Consider the following 16,578-nt stretch of genomic DNA (forward strand, 5'->3'; position numbering starts at 1 on the left):
TGAAATGGATAATACTAATCGTTAATAAGCTTGCCTAATAACGAAGAGCACAAATAAGGCCGGAATCCCGGCCTTGATATTTACTGCTCTGTGGAATTTTTCACGCGTTTGAAATTCACGTCCATCTGTGGATACGGGAAACTGATGCCGTTTTCATCAAAACGGCGTTTGATAAGTTCCAGTACATCCCAATAAACGTTTTGCAGATCGCTGCTCTTGCTCCAGACGCGTACCACAAAATTAATCGATGAAGGCCCCAGTTCATTGAGGCGTACCGTCATTTCACGATCCTTGATAATGCGTTCGTCAGCCTGAATAATTTCAGTCAGGATGCGTTTCACCTCATCGATATCGGAATCATACGCCACACCAATAATAAACTCGTTGCGACGCACCGGTTCGCGAGAGAAGTTAACGATATTTCCGGCGATGATTTTGCCGTTAGGAATAACCACAATACGCCCATCGACAGTGCGCATGGTGGTAGAGAAAATCTGCACCTGCAATACCGTACCGGCCACGCCACCCAGATCAACATACTCGCCTGAGCGGAACGGGCGGAAAGTCACCAGCAGCACACCAGCCGCGAGGTTAGAGAGCGAGCCTTGCAGCGCCAGACCGATAGCCAGACCGGCGGCACCGAGAACCGCGATCACCGAGGCAGTTTGCACACCAACGCGCCCCAGCGCGGCAATCAACGTAAACGCGATAATACCGTAGCGCACCAGCGCGGAAAGAAAATCCGCCACCGTGGCATCGATGTGTCGCGCCACCATCAGGCGATTAACGGTATTCGAGACAATGCGCGCCACAATCATCCCGACAATGATGATAGCGATAGCGGCCACGATATTAACGACATAGCTCAATAGCAGCGCCTGGTTGTTTACCAGCCATGAACCTGCATTATTAATGCTGTCGACAACGTCAAGATCTTCCATTCGAGCTTCCTTATGTTGTTCCAAAACGGGAAAACCACCCCTTCAAGTAAGGAGAGATCCCTAAAGGGTAAACAAAAAGCCGCCATTTCGCCAAGCTGATCACATTTTGTGTTCGCAGGCATTCCGTTGAATTCGCAATAAAAAAGGCCCGCATTTTGCGGGCCTTTTCAGACAAAAGCAGTACAAATTACAGAACGTCTACCGCGTTCAGCTCTTTGAAAGCCTGCTCCAGACGAGTCACCATGCTGGACTGCGCTGCACGCAGCCATACACGCGGATCGTAGTATTTTTTGTTCGGCTGGTCTGCGCCTTTCGGGTTGCCCAACTGGCCCTGCAGGTAGCCTTCGTTTTCTTTGTAGTACTTCAGAATACCTTCCCAGGTTGCCCATTGGGTGTCGGTATCGATGTTCATTTTGATAACGCCGTAGCTTACGGAGTCTTTGATTTCCTGAGCGGAAGAACCGGAACCACCGTGGAATACGAAGTTCAGGCTGTTGTGTGGCAGGTTATGTTTTTTGGAAACATATTCCTGAGAGTCGCGCAGGATAGTCGGGGTCAGTTTCACGTTACCCGGTTTGTACACGCCGTGTACGTTACCGAAGGAAGCAGCGATGGTGAAACGCGGGCTGATTTTGTTCAGCTCGGTGTAAGCGTAATCAACGTCTTCCGGCTGAGTGTACAGTGCAGACGCGTCCATATGGCTGTTGTCTACGCCGTCTTCTTCACCACCGGTGCAACCCAGTTCGATTTCCAGCGTCATGCCCATTTTGGCCATACGCGCCAGATATTTGGAGCTGATCGCGATGTTCTCTTCCAGAGACTCTTCAGACAGGTCAATCATGTGAGAAGAGAACAGCGGTTTACCGGTAGCTGCAAAGTGTTTTTCACCCGCGTCCAGCAGGCCGTCGATCCACGGCAGCAGTTTTTTCGCGCAGTGGTCGGTATGCAGAATAACCGGCACGCCGTAATGTTCTGCCATCTGGTGTACGTGATGCGCACCAGAGATTGCACCGAGGATTGCCGCGCCCTGAGGAATGTCGGTTTTCACGCCTTTGCCAGCGATGAACGCTGCGCCGCCGTTAGAGAACTGAACGATAACAGGCGCTTTAACTTTCGCTGCAGCTTCCAGAACAGCGTTAATGGAGTCAGTACCCACGCAGTTAACCGCAGGCAGAGCGAAGTTGTTTTCTTTAGCTACCTGGAACACTTTCTGAACGTCATCACCAGTGATCACGCCAGGTTTTACGAAATCAAAAATTTTAGACATGTTACGTAGTCCTGTATCTTCGGCCGTTGTACACATCATCCGTCAAGCTGACTCGGCGCTGGCTGCCTTCGCTTACATCAGAGACTTATTTCAGTCAGTTCCTGATGATTCACTCCGTTGCCGCCTTGATGCAACTTGAATGATTTTGTGTAGAGAATTAAAGCGAGCCCGAAAGCGCGCTGAAAACAGGGCAGGTTTCCCTGCCCTTGAATGTCTTACTTCTTAGCGCGCTCTTCGAGCATGGCTACTGCCGGCAGTACTTTGCCTTCCACAAATTCGAGGAACGCGCCACCGCCAGTGGAGATGTAGGAAATCTTGTCAGAGATACCAAACAGGTCAATGGCCGCCAGAGTGTCGCCGCCGCCTGCGATGGAGAACGCGTCGCTGTCTGCAATCGCGTTAGCCACAATTTCGGTACCTTTACGGAAGTTCGGGAATTCAAACACGCCAACCGGACCGTTCCACAAAATAGTTTTGGCGTTTTTCAGGATTTCAGCCAGTTTTTGTGCAGAAACGTCGCCCAGATCCAGAATTTGCTCATCATCTTTGATGTCAGAAACAGATTTCAGGGTCGCAGTTGCGGTTTCAGAGAACTCAGTCGCAACGCGAACATCTGTCGGGACCGGGATATCGCAAGTACCGAGCAGGCGTTTGGCTTCATCAACCAGGTCGGCTTCATACAGGGATTTACCAACGTTGTGGCCTTGCGCAGCAACGAAGGTGTTAGCAATGCCGCCGCCAACAATCAGCTGGTCAGCGATTTTGGACAGAGAATCCAGAACGGTCAGTTTAGTGGAAACTTTAGAACCACCAACGATAGCAACCATCGGACGAGCCGGTTCTTTCAGCGCTTTACCCAGCGCTTCCAGTTCGTCTGCCAGCAGCGGGCCTGCGCAAGCGACATCAGCAAATTTACCGATACCATGCGTAGACGCCTGAGCGCGGTGCGCAGTACCGAATGCGTCCATCACGAACACGTCGCACAGTGCAGCATATTTTTTAGACAGTGCTTCGTCGTCTTTCTTCTCGCCTTTGTTAAAGCGAACGTTTTCCAGAACGACCAGTTCACCTGCGGCAACTTCTACGCCGTCCAGGTAATCTTTAACCAAGCGAACCGGGTTGGACAGTTTGTCTTTCAGATAGTTAACAACCGGCAGCAGAGAGAATTCTTCGTTGTACTCGCCTTCGGTCGGACGACCCAGGTGGGAAGTCACCATTACTTTCGCCCCCTGCTTCAGCGCCAGTTCAATGGTCGGCAGAGAAGCACGAATGCGCGCGTCGCTGGTCACTTTGCCATCTTTAACCGGCACGTTCAGATCAGCACGGATGAAAACGCGTTTACCAGCCAGATCCAGATCGGTCATCTTAATTACAGACATGGTGAATCCTCTCAATGATTCTTAAAGTTTTGCGAGCGCTGTTGCGCCCTACCTGAAACCAATAGCCGCCATTGCTAACGTCGTGTCGAGCATTCGGTTAGCAAAGCCCCATTCGTTATCGCACCATACCAGGGTTTTAATCAGGTGCGCGCCACTGACCCGTGTCTGCGTGCCATCAACAATGGCACTGTGCGGATCGTGGTTAAAATCGGTTGAAACCAACGGTAATTCCGTATAGTCAACTATACCATGAAATGTTCCCTGCGCTGCTTTTTGCAGCAACGCATTGACTTCACTGGCTTTTACCGGTTTCTTCACCGTTACACTCAGATCGATAGCGGTGACATTAATTGTCGGCACACGTACCGCTATCGCTTCAAATCTGTCATTAAACTGCGGGAAAATTCTCGTGATGCCAGCCGCCAGTTTGGTATCCACCGGGATGATGGACTGGCTGGCCGCGCGCGTACGCCGCAAATCGGGGTGATAGGCGTCAATCACTTGCTGGTCGTGCATCGCCGAGTGAATCGTTGTCACGGTTCCTGACTCAATGCCATACGCATCGTCGAGTAGTTTGATGACCGGAATAATACAATTCGTCGTACAGGACGCGTTAGATACCAGCAGGTCAGTGGCTCGCAGCGAGTTTTGGTTAACGCCGAAAACAATCGTTGCATCAAGGTCGTGGCTACCAGGATGGGAAAAAAGCACTTTTTTCGCGCCCGCCGCCAGATGCGCCTCTCCATCTTCACGATTGCCATACACGCCTGTACAGTCGAGCACCACATCGACGCCTAACTCACGCCAAGGCAGCGCGTCGATAGCACGCTCATGTAGGATGCGAATAACGTCATCGCCGACAATCAGTTGTTCACGCTCCTGGCGAACATCCCATGCGAAACGTCCATGGCTGGTGTCATATTTCAACAAATGCGCCATGCCCATGGCATCGGCCAGTTCGTTGATTGCCACCACGGTGATTTCCGCCCGACGCCCGGATTCATATAAAGCACGAACCACATTGCGCCCGATGCGACCGAAACCATTAATCGCTATGCGTACGGTCATAACTCTCCTGCAAGGCTAGCCGGCCTGAAGTGGATGACAGAGTAATCCAGCAACCACAGAAGGGGAATCCTCGCCTGCTTAAACTGCGTCTGTTTGATTATTTGTCGAACATTTAGCCGACTGAAACGCTTCAGCTAGAATAAGCGAAACCTGGAATAAAAGGAATGATTGTCCAGACGGTTTCGCCAGTAATCTGACCTGCATCACATTTTCACTGGAATAATTGGCGTGCCCGGAGGGCTTTTTGCTGAGGTTAAGAATTTACAGAAAGGGGGAACAAGCGCAACAAAGCATCCCTGCGCGATGTGTTGATAAAGAAGGGGTGATCCCGGCAAAACGCTTTACTGAGGATGGTTAAAACCAGCTACGTTCCGGTGCTTTTGATTCGGTGCGTTCTGCGCGCGGCATCTCAACCGGCAGCGAAGAGAGTTGCTTAGCCCACAGATCGGCTACCCATTTCACGCCCCTGGCGGTAAAACGCGCCTGAGACCAGCTACGCTTATTTTCCCCTACGCCGCCTTGGACGGTAAAGTAGCCCGCATCGATATGGTACTGCGGCGGCATCAGCGCACCGTCGACGCGGTGCATAATGTTGCGCTCAAGCAAAAAACTCCGGAACAGGGACTCCTTCACCCGCAGCATCTTACAAAGCTGACGGAATCCAAGCGACTCCTCAACCCTGACATACCGGTCAAAGAATTCCGCCTTTGGGGCAGAAATGGCAAGCAGCGCTTCCGCACGCTGACGCTTTTCATACTGTTCGGCCCACGCGCGCGCCGCGGCTGCTGGATTAGTAAAATCAGGCAGGCTGATAAGCGTCTCTTTCTCCTGCCAGCGATCGAGCATTTCTGCGGTAAAGCCCGGCGAGAGGCGCGAAACCGTCAGCAATGAGTCCCGCTTATTGAGCAAAAACTCCTGCCGCATCTCACCTTCCCGCTCATACATATGTTCGCTCACCGGCTGGGAGAGTCGTTGCGCAGTTTCCAGGCTTTTCACCATCCGTTTCACTTCGGTGTGAGTCAGGCCTGTCAGTTTTGCGATTTCGCGGCTGCTGATCGTCGCCGGAGCCTGTTGCGAATTGAAATTTTCACCAGGGATTACCATAGGTTCACTCCTTACACATACTCACCTTGGATAATTTGTAGAATTATTATACGGCTTACTGTACGAATATCCAGTATATTTTTTATGCATAACTCAACAGCGTATACGTCGTGCAGTGAAGAGCGGGATAAATAAGTAATAAGCGGCTGGAGAAGCTAACGCAGAGGTAGGCTGATTAATGGGTTGATATGGGTGGATGACGCTATGTTTAGCAGGCCTGCAAAGCAGTCGTCTTAATAAAACACAGGCACAATCTGGAATGAGGGTCATGCTGGCCCGGCAGGACTTGCGCCGCCGGGCCAGAGGATGATTACAGCAGCGCTTTCGCTTTTGCTACAACATTGTCAACGGTGAAGCCAAACTCCTCGAACAGCTGCTCTGCCGGAGCGGACTCACCAAAGGTGGTCATACCGACGATTGCGCCGTTCAGGCCGACATATTTGTACCAGAAGTCAGCAATACCGGCTTCAATCGCCACGCGAGCCGAGACGGCTTTCGGCAGTACGGATTCACGGTAAGCCGCATCCTGTTTGTCGAACGCGTCGGTGGATGGCATGGAAATCACGCGCGCCTTCACGCCTTCGGCAGAGAGTTTTTCCCACGCCGAGACAGCCAGTTCAACTTCTGAGCCAGTGGCAATCAGAATCAGCTGCGGCTGACCTGCGCAATCTTTCAGGACGTACGCACCGCGGGCGATATCTGCCAGTTGCTGCGCGGTACGCTCCTGCTGCGCCAGGTTCTGGCGGGAGAGGATCAGCGCGGTCGGGCCGTCATGGCGCTCAACACCATATTTCCACGCCACCGCAGATTCTACCTGGTCACATGGACGCCAGGTGCTGACGTTCGGGGTAACGCGCAGGGAAGCAACCTGCTCTACCGGCTGGTGAGTCGGGCCATCTTCGCCCAGACCAATCGAGTCGTGGGTGTAAACCAGCACCTGACGCTGTTTCATCAGCGCTGCCATACGCACCGCGTTACGGGCATATTCGACAAACATCAGGAAGGTGGAGGTGTACGGCAGGAAACCGCCGTGCAGCGCGATACCGTTAGCAATCGCGGTCATACCGAATTCGCGCACGCCGTAGTGAATGTAGTTACCGGCAGTGTCTTCGTTAATTGCTTTCGAACCAGACCAGATAGTCAGGTTAGACGGAGCCAGGTCAGCGGAACCGCCGAGGAATTCCGGCAGCAGCGGGCCGAAGGCTTCGATAGCATTTTGAGAGGCTTTACGGCTGGCGATTTTCGCCGGATTAGCCTGCAGTTTTTCAACAAAGGCCTGCGCTTTAGCGTCGAAGTCAGACGGCAGCTCACCCTTCATACGGCGGGTGAATTCAGCCGCTTCCTGCGGGAAGGCTTTTGCGTAAGCAGCAAACTTGTCGTTCCACGCCGCTTCTTTCGCCTGGCCTGCTTCTTTTGCATCCCATTGCGCATAGATTTCAGACGGGATTTCAAACGGCGCGTATTTCCAGCCAAGCTGTTCACGGGTCAGCGCGATTTCCGCGTCGCCCAGCGGCGCACCGTGGGAGTCGTGTGTACCGGCTTTGTTCGGCGAACCGAAACCAATGATAGTTTTGCACATCAACAGAGACGGTTTATCCGTCACGCTACGTGCTTCTTCAACGGCGCGTTTGATGGCGTCTGCGTTGTGGCCGTCGACGCCACGAACCACGTGCCAGCCATAGGCTTCAAAGCGTTTCGCCGTATCATCGGTAAACCAGCCTTCTACGTGACCATCAATGGAGATGCCGTTGTCATCATAGAACGCCACCAGTTTGCCCAGCTTCAGCGTACCGGCCAGCGAGCAAACTTCATGGGAGATGCCTTCCATCATGCAGCCGTCGCCCATAAAGGCATAGGTGAAGTGGTCAACAATGTCATGCCCAGGACGGTTGAACTGCGCTGCGAGAGTTTTCTCAGCAATCGCCATACCTACCGCGTTGGCAATGCCCTGGCCAAGTGGACCGGTAGTGGTTTCAACACCTGCGGTGTAACCCACTTCCGGGTGGCCCGGCGTTTTTGAGTGCAGTTGACGGAAGTTCTGCAGTTCGGACATTGGCAGATCGTAGCCGGTGAGGTGCAGCAGGCTGTAAATCAGCATTGAGCCGTGGCCGTTAGACAGCACAAAGCGGTCACGGTCAGCCCAGGCCGGATTTGTCGGGTTATGGTTCAGAAAATCACGCCACAGCACTTCGGCGATATCGGCCATCCCCATCGGGGCTCCCGGGTGACCGGATTTGGCTTTCTGTACCGCGTCCATGCTCAGCGCACGAATAGCATTAGCAAGCTCTTTACGTGAGGACATTTTGACTCCAGATCGGACTGTTAAGGGCTGTTCCCGTAACGACTTGACGACAGCGCGTTTTGGGCTACGCCGGAAAAAAGTGCCAACAATGTAACCCAAGCGACAAGTCATGTACATGGAGCATCCTTTTGCCGATTCAGAAATCTCTGGAAGCTGCTCGCATGTTGCGCAATCTCCTCGCCCGCCTTCTGTTCTGTTCCTTATACTTACGTTCACCACCGGTTCGCCTGAATTGGTGTATGAACAGAATAGCTATCCAATCATTGCGGAAGAGAACAAATGAAAATTCGCCCAGCCCTGCTTGCTCTGGGAATGACCACCCTGCTTGCCGGGTGTCAGAACATGAACTCCAACGGTTTTCTCAGCTCAGGAGCGGAAGCGTTCCAGGCCTACACGTTGAGCGACGCGCAGGTAAAAGCGCTAAGCGATGACGCCTGTAAACAAATGGACAGCAAAGCGACCATCGCTCCGGCGAGCAGCCCGTACACGCAGCGTTTGAATAAAATTGCCACCGCGCTGGGTGACAACATCAATGGCCAGCCGGTGAATTACAAAGTCTACGTGGCGAAAGACGTCAACGCCTTCGCCATGGCGAATGGCTGCATCCGTGTTTACAGTGCGCTGATGGACATGATGACCGATAACGAAGTTGAAGCGGTGATTGGCCACGAAATGGGCCACGTGGCGCTAGGCCATGTGAAGAAAGGCATGCAGGTTGCGCTCGGCACCAATGCGGTACGCGCGGCAGTAGCCTCCGCCGGCGGGATTGTGGGCAGCTTGTCGCAGTCGCAGCTTGGCGCGCTGGGCGAGCAACTGGTTAACTCCCAGTTCTCTCAGCGCCAGGAAGCCGAAGCGGATGATTACTCTTATGACCTGTTGCGCAAACGCGGCATTAGTCCAGCCGGGTTAGCCACCAGCTTCGAAAAACTGGCGAAGATGGAAGAAGGCCGTCAGAGTTCAATGTTTGACGATCACCCGGCTTCGGCTGAACGTGCGCAGCATATCCGCGATCGCATGGCGGCAGATGGCATTAAATAATCTCCTGGGGAGGCAACCTTGCCTCCCTTTTTGTTTCACCTGAAAAGAAGCGCAACGGATAAAACTATTTAATTACCAAATAGTTAGAGCGTATCGCAACACGGTGAATGGTTTACAACACGCGTGTTTCCCGATTACCCGGCAGGATGTTGTCAGCGGTTACAATGGCGTGTTATCCCGCCGATATAAAGTCTGCCTCCATCAGAAGAGCATCTTGACCTGCTGAAAAAAAATCCCTTCCGCGCCGTGCTGGCGAGGAAGGGATTCCGTTCTTTACCGGTCAGACGCTATAAATTGCGTTACTCGTCTTCCAGATAGGTGTAACCGTAAAGCCCGGCTTCGAACTCTTCGAGGAACTGCTGTTGCAGCGTCTCATCAAGCCCGGTCTGTTTCACCTGATCGCGGAACTGCGTCAGCAGCGTGTTCGGATCGAGCTGCACGTATTGCAACATATCCGCCACGGTGTCGCCTTCATCAGAAAGCTCCACTTCAACGCTACCATCCGGGAAGACAAATACGTCCACCGCTTCGGTATCGCCGAACAGGTTATGCATGTTACCGAGGATCTCCTGGTAAGCACCGACCATAAAGAAGCCCAGCATCGGCGGGTTCTCCGGATCGTATTCCGGCATCGGCATGGTCGTCGCAATCCCGTCGCCATCCACGTAGTGATCGATAGCGCCATCGGAATCACACGTAATATCCAGCAGCACAGCACGGCGTTCCGGCGCGTGATTCAACCCTTCTAACGGCAGAACCGGGAACAGCTGATCGATCCCCCACGCATCCGGCATCGACTGGAACAGCGAGAAGTTGACATACATTTTGTCCGCCATGCGCTCCTGCAACTCATCGATAATCGGGCGATGCGCACGGTTGCTCGGATCGAGCTGTTTCTGCACTTCGTGGCACATATTCAGATACAGCTGCTCGGCCCAAGCGCGTTCTTGCAGGCTGAATGTGCCGGAAGAGTAACCGACATGGATATCGTGCAGATCCATCTGGCTGTCGTGCAGCCATTCGCGCAGCGAACGACGCGTACCCGGCTCATGCATCTCCTGCCAGGTTTCCCACATGCTTTGCAAAGCGCGCGGCGCATCTTCGGCCGGTGGGATCGCTGGCGTGTATTCGTTACGCTCAACGCCAATAATGTTAGAAACCAGAACGGTATGGTGCGCGGTGACGGCGCGGCCAGATTCGGTGATCACCGTCGGGTGCGGCAGGCCGTGCTCTTCACAAGCATCGCCAATCGCCCAAATGATGTTGTTGGCATATTCGTTCAGGCCATAGTTCACTGAACAATCTGACTGGGAACGCGTACCTTCATAGTCCACGCCCAGGCCGCCGCCCACATCGAAACACTGAATGTTGACGCCAAGCTTATGCAGCTCAACATAGAAACGCGCCGATTCACGCACGCCAGTGGCGATATCGCGAATGTTCGCCATCTGCGAACCGAGGTGGAAATGCAACAGTTGAATGCTGTCCAGACGCCCGCGCTCGCGCAGCATTTCCACCAGTTGCAGAACCTGGGTTGCCGCCAGACCGAATTTTGATTTTTCGCCACCGGAGGACTGCCATTTCCCGGAGCCCTGCGATGCCAGACGCGCACGCACGCCAAGACGCGGTACCACGTTCAGGCGTTCGGCTTCTTCCAGCACGATGGCGATTTCGGTCATTTTCTCAATCACCAGATAGACCTTATGGCCCATCTTCTCGCCAATCAGCGCGAGGCGAATGTATTCACGGTCTTTATAACCATTACACACAATCACTGAACGGGTCATGCCCGCATGCGCCAGTACCGCCATCAGCTCCGCTTTGGAGCCCGCTTCCAGCCCCAGCGGTTCGCCGGAATGGATCAGCGACTCAATCACGCGGCGATGCTGGTTCACCTTGATCGGGTAAACCAGGAAATAGTCACCGTTGTAACCGTAGGATTCACGCGCACGTTTGAAGGCGGCGTTAATCGAACGCAGACGGTGTTGCAGGATCTGCGGAAAACAGAACAGCGCGGGCAGACGTTGCCCCTGCGCTTCACGCGCTTTCACCAGCTGCGCCAGGTCGACACGGGCTTCTGGGACGTCCGGATCCGGGCAAACGCTGATATGGCCCAGCTCGTTGACGTCGTAGTAATTATTGCCCCACCAGGCAATGTTATAAGTACGAAGCATCTTGCTGGCTTCCTGGGAGCTCATCGCAACCTCCTGCATGGAACGTAGTACACCCTGTTCGCCTGCTGACGAAGGCGAAAACGAAGACATGTCGTCAGACATAACGAACCTCAATAGATGAAAGTGTATACCCTGTGCACATCACGACGCCCAAAGGCGGCCGCGCGAAAATGCATACGGATAAAATAGTTGACTACTATCGCAGTGACACATAGCGATAACAACCCATAAACAGTCTGACTTTTCAGCGAAATATGCTGAAGCACCGACTGTGCGACCGGTTTCTTATTCATTTCATTGTAAAACACGTATCGGGACTCGAGTATGACAGCCCGGCGAAACCACGAGAAAACCCCTGTTCTAACAGGAGAGCCCTTGTTCAGTTATCACAATGCCTTACCGGCCCTGGAGTCCTGAGAAGCGCCGAAATGGGTATAACATCGGCAGGTTTGCAGATTCGAAATGCAGGTTGCGGGGAATAAACGCACGTCAGAACGACGCGACAGGTCCTGTAGAAAACAGCGCTTCATTATCTCTTATCACCTCCACGCAAGCCGTTAAGACCCGCGACAAGCCAAAGCCATTAAATTCACTGCTTAACCCGGCTGGAAGTGGCGACACAGCGTTTCTGCCGTGCGCTTTTTTAATGAGCCGCGCGCGGCGTTTTATACCGATAACGGGGTGAAAATGCAAAATAAAAAAGCTGTGTTTGCCGCATTGCCAGGAAAATTTTCCGTCACTATTTGTGACAGGATGTGGCGAGCATCAAAAAACGCTGGCAATAGGGTCAAGAGTTAACCTAAAATAGCCATCCAGATGTTAATCCGTCCATACGTGAAGAATGTATGCGCAGAACCGATTAACACGCAGACTTCATGTGTCATCTTCTGCAGTCCGCGTCCGCCAGACGCGAAGACCTCCGGACACAGAATTCGAGCTAACCGTATTATTCCAGGGTGAAAACTTACTATGGCAAAACACCTTTTTACGTCCGAGTCCGTCTCTGAAGGGCATCCTGACAAAATCGCTGACCAAATTTCCGATGCCGTGCTGGACGCTATCCTCGAGCAGGATCCGAAAGCACGCGTTGCTTGTGAAACCTACGTCAAAACCGGCATGGTACTGGTAGGTGGCGAAATCACCACCAGCGCGTGGGTAGATATCGAAGAGATCACCCGTAACACCGTACGTGAAATCGGCTATGTGCATTCGGACATGGGCTTTGACGCGAACTCCTGCGCCGTACTGAGCGCAATTGGTAAACAGTCTCCGGATATCAACCAGGGTGTTGACCGTGCAGATCCGCTGGAACAGGGCGCTGGCGACCAGGGCCTGATGTTTGGCTACGCGACCAATGAAACTGACGTGCTGATGCCAGCACCGATCACCTATGCTCACCGTCTGGTTGAGCGTCAGGCTGAAGTGCGTAAAAACGGCACGCTGCCGTGGCTGCGTCCGGACGCGAAAAGCCAGGTGACGTTCCAGTATGACGACGGCAAAATCGTCGGCATCGACGCGGTAGTTCTGTCTACTCAGCACGCAGAAGATATCGATCAGAAATCCCTGCAAGAAGCGGTGATGGAAGAGATCATCAAACCGATCCTGCCGACTGAATGGCTGAACGCCTCAACCAAATTCTTCATCAACCCGACTGGCCGTTTTGTTATCGGTGGCCCAATGGGCGACTGCGGTCTGACCGGGCGTAAAATCATCGTTGATACCTACGGCGGCATGGCTCGCCACGGCGGCGGCGCATTCTCCGGTAAAGATCCGTCAAAAGTTGACCGTTCTGCGGCGTATGCTGCGCGTTACGTGGCGAAAAACATCGTTGCGGCTGGCCTTGCCGATCGCTGTGAAATCCAGGTTTCTTACGCTATCGGCGTAGCTGAACCCACTTCCATCATGGTGGAAACGTTCGGTACGGAGAAAATTGCCATCGAACAGCTGACGCTGCTGGTGCGCGAATTCTTCGATCTGCGTCCGTACGGCCTGATTCAGATGCTGGATCTGCTGCATCCGATCTACAAACAAACCGCCGCATACGGTCACTTTGGTCGTGAAACTTTCCCATGGGAAAAAACCGACAAAGCGGCGCTGCTGCGTGAAGCGGCCGGTCTGGAATAATTCTCTGACCGCGTTGCTGTTCAGGCCAGCCTTGTGCTGGCCTTTTTATTTTTGACACCGGTTCATTCCGCCGCAATTTTCTCCTGCGCCTATACTCACTTATCCCGCACCACATTTATCTGAAAGCGATTACACCGCTGCGCTTCGCTGATTTTTCAGACTTTTCCTTTTGAAAAACGAACATAACATGACTGTTACATTCCGTTTCGGTTTAGTCTGAAACTCACCGCGCCCTCTCTCCTTTACCGCCCAACAATTCTATAATAATTAACACTTTTATTTACATTGACGGCCTTATTGCAATGTAACCGATTACACTCGTGTGATGTAAATCACGTATTTTTAGTGATGAGTGGCCTACCTTTTACATCGAAAAAACCAATGACATGAATGGAGGGCATAATGCCTGACAATAAAAAACAGGGGTATTCAAACAAGGCAATGACCTTCTTTGTTTGTTTCCTCGCTGCACTGGCAGGACTGCTTTTTGGCCTGGATATTGGGGTAATCGCTGGTGCGTTGCCCTTCATAACCAAAGATTTTCAGATTAGCGCACACACGCAGGAGTGGGTGGTCAGCTCAATGATGTTCGGTGCCGCCGTTGGCGCCGTCGGCAGCGGCTGGCTCTCCTGGCGCCTGGGACGTAAAAAAAGCCTGATGATTGGCGCAGTCTTGTTTGTCATCGGTTCGCTCTGTTCTGCGGCTGCGCCAAACGTGGAAGTGCTGATTATTTCCCGCGTACTGCTTGGTCTGGCCGTTGGTATTGCTTCCTATACCGCGCCACTGTATCTCTCTGAAATCGCGCCGGAAAAAATTCGCGGCAGCATGATTTCCATGTATCAGTTGATGATCACTATCGGGATTCTGGGCGCTTATCTCTCTGACACCGCGTTCAGCTATAGCGGCGCATGGCGCTGGATGCTGGGTGTCATCGTCATTCCGGCGATCTTGCTGCTGATTGGCGTGTTCTTCCTGCCGGACAGCCCGCGCTGGTTTGCCGCCAAGCGCCGCTTCCATGACGCCGAACGCGTGTTGTTGCGCCTGCGCGATACCAGCGCCGAAGCGAAAAACGAGCTGGAAGAGATCCGTGAAAGCCTGCAGGTAAAACAGACCGGCTGGGCGCTGTTCAAAGAGAACAGCAACTTCCGCCGCGCGGTGTTCCTGGGCGTATTGTTGCAGGTGATGCAGCAGTTCACCGGGATGAACGTCATCATGTATTACGCGCCGAAGATCTTTGAACTGGCGGGTTACACCAACACCACCGAGCAGATGTGGGGCACGGTGATTGTGGGTCTGACTAACGTACTGGCGACCTTTATTGCCATCGGTCTTGTGGATCGCTGGGGACGCAAACCCACGCTGGTGCTGGGCTTCATGGTCATGGCGGCCGGTATGGGTATTTTGGGCACCATGCTGCATCTGGGTATCCATTCGCCGTCGGCACAATACTTTGCTGTCGCCATGCTGCTGATGTTTATTGTTGGCTTCGCCATGAGTGCCGGTCCGTTGATTTGGGTGCTGTGTTCCGAAATTCAGCCGCTGAAAGGCCGCGACTTCGGTATCACTTGCTCCACCGCGACCAACTGGATTGCCAATATGATTGTCGGCGCAACCTTCCTGACTATGCTGAACACGCTGGGCAACGCTAATACCTTCTGGGTTTACGGCGGTCTGAACGTCCTGTTCATCGTACTGACACTGTGGCTGGTGCCGGAAACCAAACATGTTTCGCTGGAGCACATCGAGCGTAACCTGATGCGTGGCCGCCCGCTGCGCGAAATTGGTTCCCACAACTAACCTTAAAGGCTTCCTCCGCGGAGGAAGCCTTTGCTTTTTGCCTGTTGCACTCCTGCCCCGCCCCACCTATTCTCTGCACTTATGAAAACTCCCCGTCTTCCAATCGCTCTTCAGCAAGCCGTGATGCGCAGCCTGCGGGATAAACTCGCGCAAGCGAACCTGAAACTGGGGCGCAACTACCCGGAACCGAAACTGGTATATCAACAGCGCGGCACGGCGGCGGGCACCGCCTGGCTGGCCGATTATGAGATCCGGCTTAACCCCGTTTTGCTACTCGAAAACCAGCAGGCGTTTATTGAAGAGGTGGTTCCCCACGAACTGGCACACTTGCTGGTGTGGAAGCACTTTGGTCGCGTCGCACCGCACGGCAAAGAGTGGAAGTGGATGATGGAGAGCGTGCTCGGTGTGCCTGCTCGCCGCACACATCAGTTCGAACTGGAATCCGTGCGACGCAATACTTTCCCATACCATTGCAAATGCCAGCAGCACCAGTTGACGGTGCGACGACACAACCGGGTGCTGCGCGGCGAGGCGGTTTACCGCTGCGTACACTGCGGCGAGCCGCTGGCTGCCGGCGCGAGTAACTGAATCCATTAAGAAGTTTTCCGCGCGAACTGATTGCATCAGGCAACAGCTTCCGCTACGTTGCGAACTCGTTTTGACAGGGAGTTCGCCATGTTTCGTTTTATCTCACTCTTCTTCGCGCTGATCGCTGTTCCCGCCTTCGCAGCGGACGGTATCAACAGTTTTGCCCAGGCCAAAGCGGCGGGCGTCAAAGTTAACGCCGATGTGCCGGGTGATTTCTACTGCGGCTGTAAAATCAACTGGCAGGGTAAAAAAGGGGTTATCGACCTCGCGTCTTGCGGCTACCAGGTGCGTAAAAACGAAAACCGCGCCAGCCGGGTCGAATGGGAACATGTCATGCCCGCCTGGCAGTTCGGCCATCTGCGCCAGTGCTGGCAGGATGGCGGGCGTAAAAACTGCGCCAAAGATCCGGTGTACCGTAAAATCGAAAGCGATATGCACAACCTGCAACCTGCCGTTGGCGAGGTAAATGGCGATCGCGGCAACTTTATGTACGGTCAATGGAACGGCGGTGAAAGCCAGTACGGTCAATGTGACATGAAAATCGATTTCAAAGAAAAACTCGCCGAACCACCAGTGCGCGCTCGCGGCGCGATTGCCCGTACCTATTTCTATATGCGTGACCAGTACCAGCTCAGCCTTTCACGCCAGCAAACTCAGCTTTTCACTGCATGGGACAAGCTTTATCCGGTCACAGACTGGGAGTGCAAACGTGATGAGCGCATCGCCAACGTGCAGGGCAACCATAACCCTTACGTGCAGCGCGCTTGCACGGCGCGAAAGAGCTAACCTACACTAG

General features: G+C 53.4%; 13 protein-coding genes. 5 read left to right on the top strand and 8 right to left on the bottom strand.

Annotation, left to right across the window (positions count from 1 at the left end):
• Window positions 1-80: 80 nt before the first annotated feature.
• From JKP81_RS21905 to tkt, 6 genes are all read right to left on the bottom strand, one after another.
• Entirely contained in the window at window positions 81-941 is an 861-nt protein-coding gene (locus JKP81_RS21905; protein ID WP_200553394.1) for a small-conductance mechanosensitive channel MscS, read from the bottom strand.
• A gap of 187 nt (window positions 942-1,128) precedes the next feature.
• The gene (gene fbaA, locus JKP81_RS21910) at window positions 1,129-2,208 is read right to left on the bottom strand and encodes a class II fructose-bisphosphate aldolase (RefSeq protein ID WP_200553396.1); all 1,080 of its coding nucleotides are present in this window, start codon (window positions 2,206-2,208) and stop codon (window positions 1,129-1,131) included.
• Between the two features lie 215 nt (window positions 2,209-2,423).
• The gene (gene pgk, locus JKP81_RS21915) at window positions 2,424-3,587 is read right to left on the bottom strand and encodes a phosphoglycerate kinase (protein WP_017457593.1); all 1,164 of its coding nucleotides are present in this window, start codon (window positions 3,585-3,587) and stop codon (window positions 2,424-2,426) included.
• A 48-nt stretch (window positions 3,588-3,635) separates the two neighbouring features.
• Window positions 3,636-4,655 (bottom strand): erythrose-4-phosphate dehydrogenase, encoded by a 1,020-nt coding sequence (epd, locus tag JKP81_RS21920; protein WP_200553397.1) that lies wholly within the window; start codon window positions 4,653-4,655, stop codon window positions 3,636-3,638.
• 354 nt (window positions 4,656-5,009) lie between these two features.
• Window positions 5,010-5,759, bottom strand: a complete 750-nt coding sequence (locus JKP81_RS21925) for a phage antirepressor KilAC domain-containing protein (protein WP_200553399.1) — start codon at window positions 5,757-5,759, stop codon at window positions 5,010-5,012.
• Between the two features lie 310 nt (window positions 5,760-6,069).
• The gene (gene tkt, locus JKP81_RS21930) at window positions 6,070-8,061 is read right to left on the bottom strand and encodes a transketolase (RefSeq protein WP_200553400.1); all 1,992 of its coding nucleotides are present in this window, start codon (window positions 8,059-8,061) and stop codon (window positions 6,070-6,072) included.
• Between the two features lie 279 nt (window positions 8,062-8,340).
• On the opposite strand from tkt, the gene JKP81_RS21935 reads away from it, so the two are divergent.
• Entirely contained in the window at window positions 8,341-9,099 is a 759-nt protein-coding gene (locus JKP81_RS21935) for a M48 family metallopeptidase (protein WP_200553402.1), read from the top strand.
• A gap of 299 nt (window positions 9,100-9,398) precedes the next feature.
• Here JKP81_RS21935 and speA read toward each other — a convergent pair whose 3' ends face one another.
• Window positions 9,399-11,375 carry a biosynthetic arginine decarboxylase gene (gene speA, locus JKP81_RS21940; protein ID WP_017457588.1) on the bottom strand — a complete coding sequence of 659 codons (1,977 nt, stop codon included), beginning with the start codon at window positions 11,373-11,375 and terminating at the stop codon, window positions 9,399-9,401.
• Window positions 11,376-11,383: 8 nt separating this feature from the next.
• Window positions 11,384-11,566 carry an acid stress response protein YqgB gene (gene yqgB, locus JKP81_RS23795; RefSeq protein ID WP_200553403.1) on the bottom strand — a complete coding sequence of 61 codons (183 nt, stop codon included), beginning with the start codon at window positions 11,564-11,566 and terminating at the stop codon, window positions 11,384-11,386.
• 676 nt (window positions 11,567-12,242) lie between these two features.
• On the opposite strand from yqgB, the gene metK reads away from it, so the two are divergent.
• The 4 genes from metK to endA all read left to right on the top strand — a co-directional run bounded on the left by metK (window position 12,243) and on the right by endA (window position 16,568).
• Window positions 12,243-13,397 (top strand): methionine adenosyltransferase, encoded by a 1,155-nt coding sequence (gene metK, locus JKP81_RS21950; protein ID WP_200553405.1) that lies wholly within the window; start codon window positions 12,243-12,245, stop codon window positions 13,395-13,397.
• A 402-nt stretch (window positions 13,398-13,799) separates the two neighbouring features.
• Entirely contained in the window at window positions 13,800-15,194 is a 1,395-nt protein-coding gene (locus JKP81_RS21955; RefSeq protein ID WP_200553407.1) for a sugar porter family MFS transporter, read from the top strand.
• Window positions 15,195-15,275: 81 nt separating this feature from the next.
• The gene (locus JKP81_RS21960; RefSeq protein WP_200553409.1) at window positions 15,276-15,782 is read left to right on the top strand and encodes a SprT family zinc-dependent metalloprotease; all 507 of its coding nucleotides are present in this window, start codon (window positions 15,276-15,278) and stop codon (window positions 15,780-15,782) included.
• 87 nt (window positions 15,783-15,869) lie between these two features.
• Window positions 15,870-16,568 carry a deoxyribonuclease I gene (gene endA / locus JKP81_RS21965; protein ID WP_200553411.1) on the top strand — a complete coding sequence of 233 codons (699 nt, stop codon included), beginning with the start codon at window positions 15,870-15,872 and terminating at the stop codon, window positions 16,566-16,568.
• The last annotated feature ends 10 nt before the right edge of the window (window positions 16,569-16,578 follow it).

Source organism: Kosakonia sp. LAM2021, from assembly GCF_016620385.1.
GTDB classification, from domain to species: Bacteria; Pseudomonadota; Gammaproteobacteria; order Enterobacterales; family Enterobacteriaceae; genus Kosakonia; species Kosakonia sacchari.